Here is a 14,957-nt window from a genome sequence, read left to right as displayed (position 1 = left end):
AGGAGCCGCACCGCGATGACATCCGACAACGACGTACGTGTCGTGGCCGCCGGTGACCCTCTCGTCCTGCCCGCGCTGATCACACAGGCGGTGCGGCACGAGGTGGAGCGGGCCGAGGTGACGGAACTGCGGCTCGCCCCGCCGCCGCAGCCGACCGGGCCGGCCGCCGGGGCGCCGGACGCCTGCGACGCCGAGGAGGCGGTGATCGAGGCGCTGGCCGGGGCGCAGGTCCTGGTCACCCAGGTGGGTCCGGTCACCGGGAAGGTGCTCGCGGCCTGCCCGGACCTGCGGCTGGTGGTGGTCTGCCGGGGCGGGCCGGTCGACGTCGACCTGGACGCGGCCAAGGCCCGTGACGTGCGGGTGTGTCACACGCCCGGCCACGATGCCGCCGCCACCGCCGAGTTCACCGTCGGCATGATGCTGGCCGCCCTGCGCCGCATCCCCCAGGCCCACGAAGAGCTGGTGCGGCGGGCCGGCTGGGAGGACGCGGCGTACCGCACGTACGAGCGCGGCGGGCTGGAGCTGGAGGACCTGGCGGTGGGCCTCGTCGGGTACGGGGCCGTGGGCAGCCGGGTGGCGCGGGTGCTGTGCGCGTTCGGGGCGCGGGTGATGGTCCACGACCCGTACGTGCACGGCGAGATCCACGGCCTGCGCGTGACCTCCCTGGACGACCTGCTGCGCCGCTCCCGGGTGATCACCCTGCACGCCCGGCTCACCCCGCGGACCCGCGGCCTGATCGGCGCCCGGGAGCTGGCGCTGCTCCCTCACGGCGCGGTGGTCGTGAACGTGGCCCGCGGCCCGCTGCTGGACGAGGACGCGCTGTGCGACGCGCTGGCGGGCGGACAGGTCGCGGCAGCCGCTCTGGACACCTGTGAACGAGCACCGCTGCCGGCCGGTTCGCGGCTGCTCGGCTTCCCCGAACGCGTCGTGCTCACGCCCCGGGTGGGCGGCGTCTCGCGGGCGGCAGCGGAGAAGGCGGCGCGCCTCGCCGCCGAGGAGGTGGGCCGCTGGGTGCGCGGCGAGCCCCTCGCGCACTGCCTGACCTGAGCGGAGGCGTACCGGACCGGGCGATTTCGGGGACGCGCCCGCGCGGGACGCGCTGTACTACCGGACGGAGGTCGACGCGGTCGCGGCCGACTTCCCGGACCTGGCGGCGGCGGCGAGGAGGAGCTGATGGGGACGCGCGTGCTGGACTGCCCGGACTGCGGCGGGATGCAGGTGTTCCGGGCGCTCAACCGGGAGGAGAGAGAGGCGGTCCGGGCCGAGAGGAAGGACGCCCGCTCCTATGTGGACAACCTGTGGCGCTGCACGGCCCGCGGCTGCCGGACCTACTACCCGCAGTTCCACAAGGCCGGGCGCGGGCTCCTCCCCGAACGGTTCGGCGAGGAGCCCGCGGCCGGGCAGTGAACCTCAGAGGTTGGAGAAGTCCGGGCCCTTGGTGCGGCTGCGCTTGATCTCGTAGAAGCCGGGGACCGAGGCCACGGCGAGGGTGCCGTCCCAGAGGCGGGCGGCCTCCTCGCCCTTGGGCGCGGGCGTGACGACCGGGCCGAAGAAGGCGATCTGCTCGCCGTCGGCACCGGGCACCGCGATGACGGGCGTGCCGACGTCCTGGCCGACCTTGTCGATGCCCTCCTTGTGGGAGGCGCGCAGCTCGGCCTCGTACGGGGTGGAGTCCCAGTGCTCCAGGAGGGACTCGGGCAGGCCCGCGTCCTTCAGGGCCGCCGCGACGGTCTCCTTGCCGGGGCCCGCGCCCTGGTTGTGGATGCGCGTGCCGAGGGCGGTGTAGAAGTCGCCCAGGACCTCGGGACCGTGCTCCTGCTGCGCCGCGATGACGACCCGGACGGGGCCCCACGCCTTGTTCTCCAGCATGTCGCGGTATTCCTCGGGCAGCTCGTCCAGCTTGTCCTCGTTGAGGACGGCGAGGCTCATGACGTGCCAGCGGACCTCGATGTCCCTGACCTTCTCCACCTCCAGCACCCAGCGGGAGGTCATCCACGCCCAGGGGCACAGCGGATCGAACCAGAAGTCGACGGGCGTCTTGTCCGACATGTCTCTCCTCAGCAGGAAACCGTTTCTCCGGGAACGCCGCTGCGCCCGGCGCCATTCCCGGCTGCCCGCGGTCAGGGGCACATGGCAGGATCGGTGCTGTTCAGCCGTACCCCACGACACCTGAGGAGTGCCGCCCGTGCCCGGTGAGAATCTGTCCCGCGACGAGGCCCGCGAGCGGGCCGCCCTGCTGAGGGTCGACGGGTACGAGGTGTCCCTCGACGTGCGGTCCGCGGTCGGCGAGGTCACGGGAGACGGGCCCCGCACCTTCCGTTCCGTGACCGTGATCCGCTTCCGCTGCAACGAGCCGGGGGCGAGCAGCTTCGCCGACCTGATCGCGCCGAGCGTGACGGCCGTCTCGCTCAACGGCCGGGATCTGGACCCGGGGGAGGTCTTCGACGGCTCCCGGATCCTCCTGGAGGACCTGGCCGCGGACAACGAGCTGGTGGTCGACGCCCGGTGCGCCTACTCCCGCACCGGCGAGGGCCTGCACCGCTTCGTCGACCCGGAGGACGGCGAGGTGTACCTGTACACGCAGTACGAGCCGGCCGACGCGCGCCGGGTCTTCGCCAACTTCGAGCAGCCGGACCTCAAGGCCCCCTACCGCTTCGAGGTGCGCGCGCCCGAGGGCTGGACGGTGTGGAGCAACGGCGCCGGCGAACAGGCCGACGGGGTGTGGCGGTTCGCGGAGACGAAGCCGATCTCGACGTACATCACCTGCGTGGTCGCCGGCCCGTACCACTACGTGACGGACTCCTACGCGCGCACGTTCGCCGACGGCACGACGCTGGAGATCCCGCTCGGCGCCCTGTGCCGCAAGGGTCTCGCGCCGCACTTCGACGCCGAGGACGTCTTCCTGGTCACCAAGCAGGGCCTGGACTTCTTCCACGACCACTTCGACTACCCGTACCCGTTCGGCAAGTACGACCAGGCCTTCGTGCCGGAGTACAACCTGGGCGCGATGGAGAACCCGGGGATGGTGACGTTCCGGGAGGAGTTCATCTTCCGCGGGAAGGTGACGCAGGCGTCCTACGAGGGCCGCGCCACCGTGGTGCTGCACGAGATGGCGCACATGTGGTTCGGTGACCTGGTCACCATGGAGTGGTGGGACGACCTGTGGCTGAAGGAGTCCTTCGCGGACTTCATGGGCACGTTCTCGCTGGTCGGGGCGACCCGCTTCCAGGACGGCTGGATCACCTTCGCCAACCGGCGCAAGGCGTGGGCGTACCGGGCCGACCAGCTGCCCTCCACGCACCCCGTCACCGCGGACATCCGCGACCTGCAGGACGCCAAGCTGAACTTCGACGGCATCACGTACGCCAAGGGCGCCTCCGTGCTGAAGCAGCTCGTGGCGTACGTCGGCGAGGAGGCGTTCCTGGAGGGCGCCCGGCGCTACTTCAAGCGGCACGCGTACGGCAACACGCGCCTGGGCGACCTGCTGTCGGCGCTGGAGGAGACCAGCGGCCGGGACATGAGCGCCTGGGCGCGGTCCTGGCTGCAGACGGCCGGGGTGAACGCGCTGACGCCGCAGGTGCTGCTGGGCGCGGACGGCCGCGTCGAGGAGCTGGCCGTGCTGCAGGAGGCGGCCGAGTCGCACCCGGAGCTGCGCCCGCACCGGATCGCGGTGGGGCTGTACCGGGTGACGGACGGCGCGCTGGAGCGCTATGCGCGGGTGGAGACCGACGTCGAGGGCGCCCGGACGGTCGTGGCGGACCTGGCGGGGGCCGACGCGCCGGACCTGGTGCTGGTCAACGACGACGACCTGACCTACTGCAAGACCCGCTTCGACGCGACGTCGCTGGCGACCCTGCGCGAGCACCTGGGCGCGGTCACCGACCCGCTCGCCCGCGCCCTGTGCTGGTCGGCGCTGTGGGGCATGACGCGCGACGCGCTGCTGCCCGCGCGGGACTTCGTGGACCTGGTGCTGCGGTTCGCGGGGCGCGAGTCCGGGATCGGCGTGCTGCAGATGCTGCACGCCTGGGCCGAGTCGGCGGTCACGCACTACTCGGCGCCCGCCCGCCGCGAGGCCACGGCCCGGCTGCTCGCCGAGGGCGCGCGGCGCGAGCTGTACGCGGCGCCGGCCGGCAGCGAGCACCAGCTGGCCTGGGCCCGGTTCTTCGCCCGGACGGCCGCGGCCGAGGCGGACTTCGCGCTGCTGGGCGAGCTGCTGGCGGGCACGAGCACCGTCGAGGGCCTGGACGTGGACCAGGAGCTGCGGTGGGCGTTCCTGGAGCCGCTGGCCGCGCGGGGAGCCGTCGACGAGGCGACGCTGACGCGGGAGCTGGCCCGGGACGACACGGCGTCCGGCAAGCGGCACCAGGTCCGCTGCCTGGCCGCCCGCCCGTCCGAGGCGGTCAAGGCGCAGGCGTGGGCGCAGGTCGTGGAGTCGGACGCGCTGTCCAACGCGATGGTCGAGGCGACCATCGCGGGCTTCGCGCAGGACACGCAGCGCGAGCTGATCGCCCCGTACGCGCAGAAGTACTTCGCCGCCATCGAGCGGGTGTGGGACGAGCGGTCGATCCAGATCGCGATGCACGTGGTGCAGGGCCTGTTCCCCTCGCTGCAGCAGTCCCGCGCGACCCTGGACGCCACGGACGCCTGGCTGGACTCCCACAAGGAGGCCGCCCCGGCGCTGCGCCGGCTGGTGCTGGAGTCGCGGGACGACCTGGCCCGGGCGCTGCGCGGCCAGGCGTGCGACGAGGCCGCTGACCAGTAGCTTTGGCCTGAGATCGGGGTGTTCTCGCTTCGTTACGAGATGCGTGCCCCGCACGCCGTAACCCCTGGTCCGCACGTGAGCGGACCAGGGGTTTTCGGCACCCGAACATCCGTCCTTTAGTGCGGTGTTGTCCGTGTTTGTCGACGGACCTGTAACAGCGGTTCAAAGCAGCCCCGGGCGCGGGAAATTGCGGGGCATGACGCACAACACCCCCCTCTCCCCCCGCCCCCTGCACGAGCTGTCCGGCCTCGGCCGCCCCCGGGTGATGACGGCGGTCCAGCTCCGTTCGCACGGCGTCTCCCCGGCCGAGACCAGCGAGCAGTGCCGGCCCGGCGGCCCCTGGCAGCAGCTCCTTCCCGGCGTGGTGCTGCTCCACCCGGGCCCGCCGACCAGCGAGGAGCGGCTGCACGCGGTGCTCATGTACGCGGCACGGGAGCGCGGGACCGGTGTCCCGGCCCAGCCGGGGGCGGCCCAGGCGCACACCGCCGCCTACCCCGAGGTGATGATCACCGGCCTGGCCGCGCTGACCCTGCACGGCTTCGCCTCCACTCCCCCGCTGCCGTCCCTGGACGCCTTCGACGTCCTGGTCCCCCGCATGCGGCGGCTGCGTTCGGCGGGGTGCGCCCGCATCGTCCGCACGCCGGTCCTGCCCGACCCGGACCGGGTGACGGGCCTGCCGGTGGCCCCCGTCCCGCGCGCCCTGGCCGACGCGGTGGCCGGGCTCGCCGACGCCGAGGTGGTGCGCGGGCTGCTGACGGAGGCGGTGCGCGCCGGCCACTGCGACGCCGCGTCCGTGGTCCGCGAGCTGACCGAGGCACGGCTGCTGAACCGTCCGCACGTGGTGGACGCGGTGGACGCGCTGCTCGCCGAGGGCCGGGCCCGCGCGGAGGACCGCCTGTACCGCATGGTCGCCCAGTACGGCCTGCCCGACCCGGTGTGGAACGTCGACCTGCGCCTGCCCGGCGGGCCCTACCTCGGCGGCCTGGACGCCTACTGGCCCGAGCACGCGGTGGCGGTCGAACTCGACACCCGTGCGCCCCGCCAGGACGACGACGCCCTGTGGTCGGAGTACGCCCGCAAGCGCGAGCACCTGGAACGCCTCGGCATCACGGTCGTCCACGTCACGCCGAGGAAGCTGCGCGACTGCCCCGAGCAGCAGGCGACGGTCGTGCGCACCGCCCTGATGGCCGCGGCCGACCGCGACCCGGCCGCGTACGTCCTGGTGCTGCCCCGATAGGGAGGATCCGGGTTCGCCCAGGAGGGGAGAGGAGGGGGCCACCGGTGCCGCACCGGTGGCCCCCTCCTGGTGTCGGCAGGGGTACTTGCTCCCGGACCGGGTGCGGGGTCAGCCCTTCTTGAGGACGAGCTCGGTGTTGCGGTCCTCGGGGGCGCCGCCGAGGGTCGTGTGCGCACCGGGGGCGTTGAGCGACAACTCGCGGTACAGGGCGGCCAGTCCGGTCTGGGAGAGGTCGGAGAAGTCCGTGCGGTGCGGGGCGGCGGACTCCACCAGCGTGGTGAACAGGGAGATCGTGCCGTCCTTGTTGTCGGCCAGTTCGACGATCCGGGCGAGCTGCGGGTAGTCGACGTGGGAGGCGGTGGAGATCTCCCAGAAGGAGCGGCCGCCGGGCGCGGAGTGCGCAGTGACGACGTTCTTGTGGACGTGGCCGTTGACCCAGGCCAGCACGTTGCGGTGGCTGCCGAGCAGGGCCAGGACGGCCTGGCCGTCGCGCCGCCGCTCCCCGGGGCGGGCCGGGTCGGGGCGGGTGTTGGTCATCGTCCTGCTCGTGTGGTGGCTGAAGACCACCGCGTAGGAGTCCTTGTTCTCCCGCAGGGTCCGGTCGAGCCACCTCATCTGGGCCGAGCCGATGGAGCCCTCGTAGTGGCCGCCCGGGTCGGTGGTGTCCAGGCTGATGCCGATGACGTCGTCGGAGATGCGGAAGGCGTAGTACTGGGTGCCCGCGTCGAGGTTGGCCCGGGTGTAGCCGTGGCCGGCCGGGCCGACGCCGCGGTGGGCGGGGTCGAGGTGCGCCTCGAGGTACTCGGCGGGCGTGAAGGGGGCACGTCGCTCGTCCGGGGTGACCGAGCGCATGGACCGGGCGTGGGACTTGAGGAACTCGCGGTAGAGCACGCCCTGCGGGTCCCCGGCCTTCTTGATCAGTTTCCGCAGTCTCTTGGCCTCCGTGGCCGGTGCGTCCATCAGCTTCCTGCCGCCCACGGCCAGGTCGGTGAGGTAGGGATCGCCGTGCGAGCCGTAGCAGCCCATGGGCAGGAAGTCGTGGTTGCCGACGGTGGAGTACCAGGGGAGGTTGAGGCCGGGGCTGCGCACCTCGCGGATCGCGGCCTCGAGGAAGCCGTCGAGCCGGGGGAAGCCGGCCAGCTTGTCGAGGTCGCGCAGCGCGGCGTCCGGCTGCCAGTACTGCTTGAGGCCGCTGTTCTGGACGCCCTCGTAGCGGCGCGGGTCACCGGTGTTGGGCGTGATGCGCCCGCCGCTCATGACCTTCAGGAACCACTCCAGCTCGGACCTGGAGTTGTTGTCGGTGTTGTCGCCCGTGGTCATGGCGAAGTGCAGCGGGGCGCCGGTGACGGGGGCGCCGCGCAGCGCGTTGATCCGCTCCACGAGCGCGATCGCGCCCTGCACGGTGAGTGCCTCCTGCGGCCGCCAGGCGTGCACGTCGGCCGCCCGCAGGTACTCCAGGCGCAGCGGGTGCTGCGCGTCGATGATGTGCAGGTCGGTGAGTTGCACGAACGCCGCGAGCGCGGTGCGGCGCCCGGCGCGGCCGGCCTTGGGCGCGGCCAGTTCGGAGCGCACCACGCGCCGCCAGCCGGGCCCGTCGCCCAGGCGCCGGTAGCCGGAGGTGCCCCGGGGGGCGGCGACGCTCGCCAGGGTCGTGCCGCGGGTGTAGGGGGCGAGGGGGGCCGCGGGTGCCTGCCGGGAGGAGGCGGCCGCGGCGGCCGGTGCGCCCTCCCCTGCCGCGGCGGCCGGGCTCTCGCCGGTCCGCAGGGCGAGTCCGGCGCCCGCGGAGAGGGCGACCGCCCCGGTGGCGGCGAGGACGGAACGACGGTGGATGCCCTGGCCGGAGCCGGCGTCTGAGCGTGTGCGCGCCATGCGCTTGTCTCCCCGGGTGCGAACGCGTCGGCAGTGGTCGCGGGGTGCTCGTGACGTGAACACCCCGCTCGTACCGGATCGTTGGCACCGGGAATGACCTGTGTGTGAACGCGGCCGCAACGGGCAGCGCCGATCACCGAACGTGGATCTTGGACCACCCGGGGTGTCGGCGACCGCTCCGGGAGCGGCCCGGAGGCGGTCACCCGGCGTTCATCTGCCGGGGTAACCGGGGTGCGGGGCGGGCCGGTTCAGGCCTCGGGCAGAGGTGCCCCGCGCTGTGCCGTCAGGTGCCCGGTCGCCGGGCGTTCACGCCACATCCGCAGCGCGATGTCGACCATCCGCACCCGCGTCAGGCCCGGCACGGCGTCCAGGTCGTGCCAGGCGGCCAGGTCGGTGGAGCCGTCGACCTCGGGACGCAGCTCGCCGCCGGTGATCCGGGCCTCGTAGACGCAGCGGACGGCGTGGTGGTCCAGGGAGCGCCCGCCGAAGCCCTCGCGGAAGACGCGGTGGGAGGAGTCGACGCCGAGCAGGGCGGTGACCTCGACGCGGTAGCCGGTCTCCTCCTCGACCTCGCGACGGACGGTGTCGTAGGGGTCCTCGCCGTGTTCCATGCCGCCGCCGGGCACGACCCACTCGGGTGTGCCGTCCCGGGCGGGCGAGCGGGCGAGCAGGATCCGTCCGTCCCGGACGCATATGGCGTAGGCCGCCACCCTCAACTTCTGTCGCACTCCGGGACGTTAACCGATTCGGCCGTCTTCGGGACCGATACCCGCAAAACGCATCGGGGGTTTTCCCCATACATCCATTTCGTTTCGGTCAACCCTCCCCAAAGAACATCCCCTTGCGTAAAGCTGTGCGATCGTCCGGGCCTGCCGTTCCGGACCGTAGCGACCGGTGCCGATCGGAGCCGATCCGCACCGGACGCTGCCGCTCGTTCCTTTACCTCAAGGGATGCCGATGACCTCCACCCCCCAGCACGACCCGATACCGGGCCGGAGACGCGTGGCGCGTATCGCCGTGGCCGCCGGCCTCGTCGCCGCGCTGACCGCGGCCGGGCCGATTCCGCTGGCCTTCTCCGCCGACGGACCCAGCGCCTCGGCACCGGCCGACGCCGACGTCAAGTCCGCGCCCGACAAGCTCGGTTCGAACGACGCGGACCTGCTCGCGGAGGCCAAGGCCGACGGCGACAAGACCGTCACCATGATGATCGCCACCGCACCCGGCAGGACCGAGCAGGTCGCCGGGCAGCTGGACGCGGTCAAGGGCGGCTCGGTGGGCCGGGCCGACGACAAGCTGGGCTACGTCCGCGCCACCGTCCCGACCTCCCGCGCGGACGCGGCCATCGCGGCCGCGGCCAAGCTCTCCTCGGTGCACGGCATCGACCTGCGCGAGGAGATCCCGCTCGACGACCCGACGCCGAGCGGCGACGCCGCCAAGGGCGCCGAGGCCGCCAAGGGCACGTACCCCGCCCCGGGCCGCAGGACCCCGGCCGAGAACCCGTACAACCCGTCGTTCGAGACGGGCGCGGTCGACTTCGTCGAGGACCACCCGAAGGCGGACGGCCGCGGCGTCACCATCGGCATCCTCGACTCCGGCGTGGACCTCGGCCACCCGGCGCTGCAGAAGACCACCACCGGTGAGCGGAAGATCGTCGACTGGGTGACGGCGACCGACCCCCTCATCGACAACGACAGCACCTGGCGCCCGATGGTCTCGGCCGTGTCCGGCCCGACCTTCACCTACCAGGGCCAGTCCTGGAAGGCCCCGGCCGGCTCCTACGCGGTCAGCCTGTTCAAGGAGTCGTACACCACCGGCGGCGACGCGGCGGGCGACGCCAACCGCGACGGCGACACCACCGACGTCTGGGGCGTGCTCTACGACGCGGCGACGGGCACGGTCCGGGTCGACCTGAACAACAACAACGACTTCGGCGACGACGTCGCGATGAAGCCGTACAAGGACGGCCACCAGGTCGGGTACTTCGGCACCGACGACCCGAAGACCGACATCGCCGAGCGGCAGCCGTTCGTCGTGGAGATCCGCAAGGACGTCCCGATGGACCCGCTGGGCGGCTCCTGGGTCGGCAAGAAGTCCGACTTCGTCAACATCGGCGTCATCGAGTCCGAGCACGGCACGCACGTCGCCGGCATCACCGCCGCCAACGGCCTGTTCGGCGGGAGGATGGACGGCGCCGCGCCCGGCGCCAAGCTGGTCTCCTCCCGCGCCTGCACCTGGTCCGGCGGCTGCACCAACGTGGCGCTGACCGAGGGCATGATCGACCTCGTCACCAAGCGCGGTGTCGACATCGTCAACATGTCCATCGGCGGCCTGCCGGCCCTGAACGACGGCAACAACGCGCGCGCCGAGCTGTACACCCGTCTCATCGACGAGTACGGCGTGCAGCTGGTGATCTCCGCGGGCAACTCCGGCCCCGGTGCCAACACCATCGGCGACCCGGCCCTGGCCGAGAAGGTCATCTCGGTCGGCGCGTCCGTCTCCCGGGAGACCTGGGCCGCCAACTACGGCTCGGTCGTGGAGAAGAAGTACGCGATGATGCCGTTCTCCTCGCGCGGCCCGCGTGAGGACGGCGGCTTCACCCCGACCCTGGTCGCCCCGGGTGCCGCGATCAACACCATCCAGACCTGGCTGCCGGGCGCCCCGGTCGCCGAGGCGGGCTACTCCCTGCCGGCCGGCTACGGCATGCTCCAGGGCACCTCGATGGCCTCCCCGCAGGCCGCCGGTGCCTCGGCGCTGCTGATCTCGGCCGCCAAGCAGAAGAAGATCGACCTCACCCCGGCGACCCTGCGCACGGCCCTCACCTCCACCGCCGACCACATCAAGGGTGTGCAGGCGTACGAGGAGGGCGCGGGCCTGATCAACATCCCGGACGCCTGGGACGCCATCCGGGACGAGGCCACCGCGCACGCCTACACGGTCAAGGCGCCGGTCGACACCGCGATCGACCAGTTCCTGAAGACCCCGGGCTTCGGCACGGGCCTGTACGACCGTGAGGGCGGCCTGAAGGCCGGCCAGAAGAAGACCTACGAGGTCACGATCACCCGTACGTCCGGCGCCGACAGGGCGATCCGGCACGAGCTGCACCTCGAGAACAACGCGGGCGGCGCGTTCCGCATCGTCGGCTCCGACGAGGTGAGGCTGCCGCTGAACCAGCCGGTGACCGTCAAGGTCCAGGCCGCGCCGAAGTCCGCGGGCATCAAGAGCGCCATCCTCGAGGTCGACGACCCGCGCACCGAGGGCATCGACAAGCAGGTCCTCAGCACCGTCGTGGTCTCCGCGCCGCTGAAGCACACCTTCACCGCCGAGGACTCGGTGCAGCGCAACAGCTCGCACCACTACTTCGTCACCGTCCCCGAGGGCGCCAAGACCCTCGAGGTCGCGATGAGCGGGCTGAAGGACAAGAGCCAGACCCGGTTCATCTCCATCCACCCCTACGGCGTCCCGTCCGACCCGACGTCGACGATCAACTGCTACCCGAACTACTCGAACCAGGCCAACACCTGCCGCCCCGACGTGCGTGCGTACGCCGACCCGCAGCCGGGTGTCTGGGAGATCGAGGTCGAGTCGCGCCGGACGTCGCCGCTGCTGGACAACCCGTACACGCTGGACGTCGCCGTCCTCGGCGCGGCCTTCGACCCGGAGACCGTGACCGTGCCCGAGGCGAAGGTCGGCACCCCGGCCACCGCCTCCTGGAAGGTGACCAACGGCTTCGCCGCGCTCGACGGCAAGCTGGTCGGCGGCCCGCTCGGCTCGGCGAAGACGGCCCGTCCCTCGATCAAGCAGGGCGAGACGCAGACCACCACGGTCGAGGTGCCCGCGGGCGCCAAGTCCCTGGACGTGGCCATCGGCCGGGTCTCGGACACCGCCGCCGACCTGGACCTCGCCGTGTACGACGCGGCCGGCAAGCAGGTCGGCAGCTCCGCGGACGGCGACTCGGAGGAGTCGGTGTCCGTGCCGTCCCCGGCCGCCGGCACCTACACCGTCGAGGTCGTCGGCTACGCGGTGCCGGCCGGCACCACGGAGTACGACTACCAGGACGTGTTCTTCTCCGCCTCGCTCGGCACCGTCACGGTCGACGGCTCGGCGCCGGTGAAGCTCGGCACGGGCGACTCGGCGACCGTCTCCGGCAGCGTCACCGCCGCGGCGGCCGCTCCCGAGGGCCGCGAGTTCTTCGGTCAGGTCCAGCTGGTCAACGCGCGCGGCACCGTCGCGGGCCTGGGCAGCGTGAAGATCGAGAAGGTCCTGCCGTAACCCTGCGGGACCGGTGAGGGGCGGGCGTCCGGACGGGCGCCCGCCCCTTCGTCGTGTTCAGGGGCAGGGCAGGGTGCGGGCCTCGGGGAGGGCGGCGGTGAGCCGGGCCCGGTCCCGGGCGATCTCCTCCTCCCCCGTCGTCCACAGGTCCGGCTCGTCCTGCCCCTGCGGGATGCCGACGAGGACGTGATCGCCCGCCCTCGGTCGCGGCCGCGCGTCGCCGTCCAGGGGGAAGACCACCCGGTCCCGGCCCTTGCCGGGCTTCCACCGGCGCGTCACGTCGAGCGTGACGCGGACCCGCCCGGTTCCGGGGACCGCCTCGGTCCCCGCGACGGTGCCCTCGGCGACGAGCCGGGCGCAGGCCAGGTAGCCGGCGAGGCCGGTCTTGTGGTCCTCAGCGCTCTTGCCCTGTCCGGCCGCGGCGTCGGCGGCCGAACTCGCGCCCCGGTCGGCCTGGGCGCCGATGCCGTCGCCGTGCACCACCAGCCAGCCTCCGCCGAGGACGACCGCGGCCCCGGCGGCGGCGACGAGGCCCCTCAGGGCGAGACCCCGGGACGAGGGCCGGGGGCGCCGTGCGGGCAGCGGGGTGACGGCGGTGGCCGGGGGGTGCGGCGCGGCCCCGGGCGGGGGCCCGGCCAGGGCGGTGCCGATGAGCCCCAGCTGCTCGCGCAGCACCGCCACGTCGGCGGCCGCGGCCCGGTACGCCTCCGCGAAGGCCTCGTCGGCGAGCGCGGCCCGGTCCGGCGGCTCCCCGGCGACCGCGGCCATGAGCGCACCCTGGTCGCCGGGCGGGGTCGTCCCGTCCGGCACGGGCTCGCCGGGCCGGTTCTCCTCGTGTTCGGCGGGCACCTCACACCACCTCGTCCTCGTGCAGGCGGGCGCGCAGGGCCCGTACGGCCGTGTGCAGCCGGCTCTTGACCGTGCCCTCCGGGACGCCGAGCTGCTCGGCGATGGACCTGACCGGCAGGTCGGCGTAGAAGCGCAGGACGACCACCTGGCGCTGGGCGTCGGGCAGCTCGTCCAGGCCCTGGGCGACGGCGACGGACAGCACGCTGGTGTCCTCGCCGGAGGGGTGCTCGTGCTGCCGCAGGGCGGCCAGCCGCTCCCCGAGCCGCTCCTGGCGGCGCTTGGCCCGGTGCCAGTCCATGGCGAGGTGGGAGGCGACCACCGCCGCCCAGGCGGAGACGTCCCGCGGCGCCTCCTGCCCGCTCGCGGCCCGCTCCAGCAGCCGCAGGCGGACCTGCTGCACCCCGTCCGGCAGGTCCGCCTGCGGCACTCCCCCGAGTGCGAGCACCGCCCGCACCCGGCGCTCCTGCGCCGGGTCCAGCGGATCGGCGCCGTCCGGCAGCCCGGCACCGCCGACCGCGCCGGCGCGGCCCGGCGGTCCCTCCCCGGGCCGCGCCTCCCGGCCGCGCCGGGCCCTTCCGCGCAGCAGCACAAGCCACCCCCCTCACCGTGTTTCCCCTACGACGCCGCAACCGCCCGGAACGTTCACCGGTCCGCCCGGCGAGTCCCGGCGGGCCGATGGAGGCATACGTCACACTTCCGTGTGGCCGAGACCGGCATGGGCAGGCGAGCTTGCGGCGCACGACCCCCGGCGGATGAATTCCTGCAGCTCAGAGGGGTCGGAACCGCAGGTCCGCAACCGTGGGGCGGCACAGGTCGTCCCACTCCTCGGACAGGTGCGGCGAAAGAAGTGGACAGGCGGGCCGTGGTCGGCCGCATGATGGAAAAGCCTCGGCCAAGCAACGAGCACGTGAAGAGACGCAGGAGAGGGAGTTCGCCGTGAGGGTCGGAATCGTCGGAGCCACCGGACAGGTGGGCACGGTCATGCGCAGGATCCTCGCGGAGCGGAACTTCCCGGTCACGGAGCTGCGCCTGTTCGCCTCGGCCCGTTCGGCGGGCACGGAGCTGGACGGCGTGACGGTGGAGGACGCGGCGGCCGCCGACTACACCGGCCTGGACATCGTGCTGTTCTCCGCGGGCGGTGCCACGTCCCGGGCGCTGGCCGAGAAGGTCGCCTCCCAGGGCGCCGTCGTGATCGACAACTCCTCCGCCTGGCGCAAGGACCCCGAGGTCCCGCTGGTCGTCTCCGAGGTGAACCCGCACGCGATCGCGAACCGCCCCAAGGGCATCATCGCCAACCCGAACTGCACGACGATGGCCGCCATGCCGGTGCTGCGTCCGCTGCACGAGGAGGCGGGCCTGGAGGCCCTGGTCGTCGCCACCTACCAGGCGGTCTCCGGTTCCGGTCTCGCGGGCGTCGCCGAGCTGCACGGGCAGGTGCAGAAGGTCGTCGCCGACGCCGACAAGCTCACCCACGACGGTGAGGCGGTCGACTTCCCGGAGCCCGGCGTCTACAAGCGCCCCATCGCGTTCAACGTGCTGCCGCTGGCCGGCTCGATCGTCGACGACGGCCTGAACGAGACCGACGAGGAGCAGAAGCTCCGCAACGAGTCGCGCAAGATCCTGGAGATCCCGGAGCTGAAGGTCTCCGGCACCTGCGTGCGCGTCCCGGTCTTCTCCGGCCACTCCCTGCAGATCAACGCCCGCTTCGCCCGCCCGATCAGCGCCGAGCGCGCGACGGAGCTGCTGAAGGACGCCCCCGGCGTGGAGCTCTCCGACATCCCCACCCCGCTCCAGGCCGCCGGCAAGGACCCCTCGTACGTCGGCCGCATCCGCCGCGACGAGACGGTGGACAACGGCCTGGCCCTGTTCGTCTCCAACGACAACCTCCGCAAGGGCGCGGCGCTGAACGCCGTGCAGATCGCGGAGCTGGTGGCCCAGGAGCTGTCCGCCCGGTAGGGCGGCGGCGCCACA

Annotated in this window: 11 protein-coding genes; 6 read left to right on the top strand and 5 right to left on the bottom strand. The window is 73.1% G+C overall.

What is annotated here, in order from left to right:
* Positions 1–15: 15 nt before the first annotated feature.
* Both ACFYWG_RS12760 and ACFYWG_RS12755 read left to right on the top strand, forming a co-directional pair.
* Positions 16–1,047, top strand: a complete 1,032-nt coding sequence (locus ACFYWG_RS12760) for an NAD(P)-dependent oxidoreductase (RefSeq protein ID WP_389201132.1) — start codon at positions 16–18, stop codon at positions 1,045–1,047.
* Between the two features lie 126 nt (positions 1,048–1,173).
* Positions 1,174–1,407, top strand: coding sequence for a hypothetical protein (locus tag ACFYWG_RS12755; RefSeq protein WP_383508648.1), 234 nt, complete (start codon positions 1,174–1,176; stop codon positions 1,405–1,407).
* A gap of 3 nt (positions 1,408–1,410) precedes the next feature.
* Here ACFYWG_RS12755 and ACFYWG_RS12750 read toward each other — a convergent pair whose 3' ends face one another.
* The gene (locus tag ACFYWG_RS12750; protein ID WP_376333748.1) at positions 1,411–2,049 is read right to left on the bottom strand and encodes a DsbA family protein; all 639 of its coding nucleotides are present in this window, start codon (positions 2,047–2,049) and stop codon (positions 1,411–1,413) included.
* Positions 2,050–2,185: 136 nt separating this feature from the next.
* Between ACFYWG_RS12750 and pepN the strand changes: the two genes are divergently transcribed.
* Together pepN and ACFYWG_RS12740 are read left to right on the top strand one after the other, a co-directional pair.
* On the top strand, positions 2,186–4,762 hold the full coding sequence (pepN, locus tag ACFYWG_RS12745) for an aminopeptidase N (protein WP_385420104.1): 2,577 nt from the start codon (positions 2,186–2,188) through the stop codon (positions 4,760–4,762).
* Positions 4,763–4,958: 196 nt separating this feature from the next.
* Complete coding sequence (locus ACFYWG_RS12740) at positions 4,959–5,999, top strand: hypothetical protein (protein WP_376333744.1); 1,041 nt, start codon at positions 4,959–4,961, stop codon at positions 5,997–5,999.
* A 108-nt stretch (positions 6,000–6,107) separates the two neighbouring features.
* Here ACFYWG_RS12740 and ACFYWG_RS12735 read toward each other — a convergent pair whose 3' ends face one another.
* The gene (locus ACFYWG_RS12735; protein ID WP_385420100.1) at positions 6,108–7,868 is read right to left on the bottom strand and encodes a TIGR03767 family metallophosphoesterase; all 1,761 of its coding nucleotides are present in this window, start codon (positions 7,866–7,868) and stop codon (positions 6,108–6,110) included.
* 248 nt (positions 7,869–8,116) lie between these two features.
* Positions 8,117–8,578, bottom strand: a complete 462-nt coding sequence (locus ACFYWG_RS12730; RefSeq protein ID WP_383511538.1) for an NUDIX hydrolase — start codon at positions 8,576–8,578, stop codon at positions 8,117–8,119.
* A gap of 247 nt (positions 8,579–8,825) precedes the next feature.
* Here ACFYWG_RS12730 and ACFYWG_RS12725 point away from each other — a divergent pair, with 247 nt between their 5' ends.
* The gene (locus ACFYWG_RS12725) at positions 8,826–12,137 is read left to right on the top strand and encodes a S8 family serine peptidase (RefSeq protein ID WP_389201126.1); all 3,312 of its coding nucleotides are present in this window, start codon (positions 8,826–8,828) and stop codon (positions 12,135–12,137) included.
* A 57-nt stretch (positions 12,138–12,194) separates the two neighbouring features.
* Here the strand turns inward: ACFYWG_RS12725 and ACFYWG_RS12720 are convergent, their stop codons facing one another.
* Entirely contained in the window at positions 12,195–12,986 is a 792-nt protein-coding gene (locus ACFYWG_RS12720) for a hypothetical protein (protein ID WP_389201124.1), read from the bottom strand.
* 1 nt (position 12,987) lies between these two features.
* Positions 12,988–13,572, bottom strand: a complete 585-nt coding sequence (locus ACFYWG_RS12715; protein WP_383686079.1) for an RNA polymerase sigma factor — start codon at positions 13,570–13,572, stop codon at positions 12,988–12,990.
* Between the two features lie 350 nt (positions 13,573–13,922).
* Here ACFYWG_RS12715 and ACFYWG_RS12710 point away from each other — a divergent pair, with 350 nt between their 5' ends.
* Complete coding sequence (locus ACFYWG_RS12710) at positions 13,923–14,942, top strand: aspartate-semialdehyde dehydrogenase (protein WP_376333736.1); 1,020 nt, start codon at positions 13,923–13,925, stop codon at positions 14,940–14,942.
* Positions 14,943–14,957 lie beyond the last annotated feature (15 nt).

The sequence above is a fragment of the Streptomyces sp. NPDC003456 genome (assembly GCF_042878735.1).
In the GTDB taxonomy this organism is placed as follows: domain Bacteria; phylum Actinomycetota; class Actinomycetes; order Streptomycetales; family Streptomycetaceae; genus Streptomyces.
The sequence above is the reverse complement of the archived record's forward strand: the minus strand, read 5'-3'. Positions and strand labels throughout refer to the sequence as shown.